Raw genomic sequence first — 1,021 nt, 5'->3', positions numbered from 1 at the left:
GATATAGTCGGGGCCGCCCGCGTCATACTGGGTGAAGATGTCGAAGACGAATTGCGGAAAGCCGCGCTCGACGCCGCGCGCCTTGGCCAGCAGCGACATGTCGGGCGGAGCAGCACCACCATTGGAAGCGGCGGCCGCTTCGTCGTTTGCGAACGGTGGCGGGAAGTGGTCGGACGGCTTGCCGGGACGGTCGAACATGTCGCCGGCATCGTTGGGACCGTCATGGATCGTGTACTCGGCCGACAGCGTCTTGATCTGCGCATCGGAATAGCCGAGGTCCGACAGCGTGCGGAACGCCACCATGTTCATCGAATGGCAGGCCGCGCAGACTTCCTTGTAGACCTTGAGGCCTCGCTGCAGCTGCGCCTTGTCATAGGTGCCAAACGGGCCGGTGAAGCTCCAGTCCATTTCCTTCGGCTCGTGGATCGGGAAATGCGTCGGCGCGGCGGCGTTGTGCGCCTCTTCGGCGGCGATCGCCCAAGTGCCTGCCGACCCGATGCCGACGGCCACGAGGCCGACCAGCGCCAGCGAGGTGAGAATCTTTTTCATGCCAAATCCCCTTAGATTCTCTACCCGCTCAGCCTTTGGTTTCCGGCGCCGCCGTAGCGCCCGCCGGATGTCCGCTGCCGCCCTTGTTCTTCTCGAGGACCGCCTCGGTGATCGAGTTCGGCAGCCGTCGCGGCGTCTCGATCAGGCCGAGCACCGGCAGCGCGATCAGGAAGAAGGCGAAGTAGAACAATGTCGCCATCTGCGCCATGAACACATAGCTGCCTTCGGCCGGCTGCGAGCCCAGCCAGCCAAGCAGGATGGCATCGGCCACGAACAGCCAGAAGAACAGCTTGTACCAGGGCCGGTAAACGGCCGAGCGTACCTTCGAAGTGTCGAGCCACGGCACCAGGAACAACATGACGATGGCGCCGAACATGCACAGCACGCCGCCGAGCTTGGAGTTGATCGGCCCGACATTGAAGGTGATGGCGCGCAGGATCGCGTAGAACGGCAGGAAGTACCATTCGGGCAC

General features: G+C 63.6%; 1 protein-coding gene and 1 pseudogene. Both read right to left on the bottom strand.

Translation table 11 applies throughout. The annotated features are described in order from the left end of the window. Window positions 1–549, bottom strand: a 549-nt coding sequence (locus tag EN939_RS35570; RefSeq protein ID WP_245473302.1) for a cytochrome c1, incomplete at its 3' end; no start/stop codon positions are given. A gap of 28 nt (window positions 550–577) precedes the next feature. Then, window positions 578–1,021 (bottom strand): annotated as a pseudogene (locus EN939_RS35565) (cytochrome b); the annotation flags it as partial.

This window comes from Mesorhizobium sp. M7A.F.Ca.CA.002.05.1.1, from assembly GCF_003998335.1.
In the GTDB taxonomy this organism is placed as follows: Bacteria; Pseudomonadota; Alphaproteobacteria; order Rhizobiales; family Rhizobiaceae; genus Mesorhizobium.
Note: the sequence above shows the minus strand (reverse complement) of the source record. Positions and strands in the feature narration are given on the sequence as shown.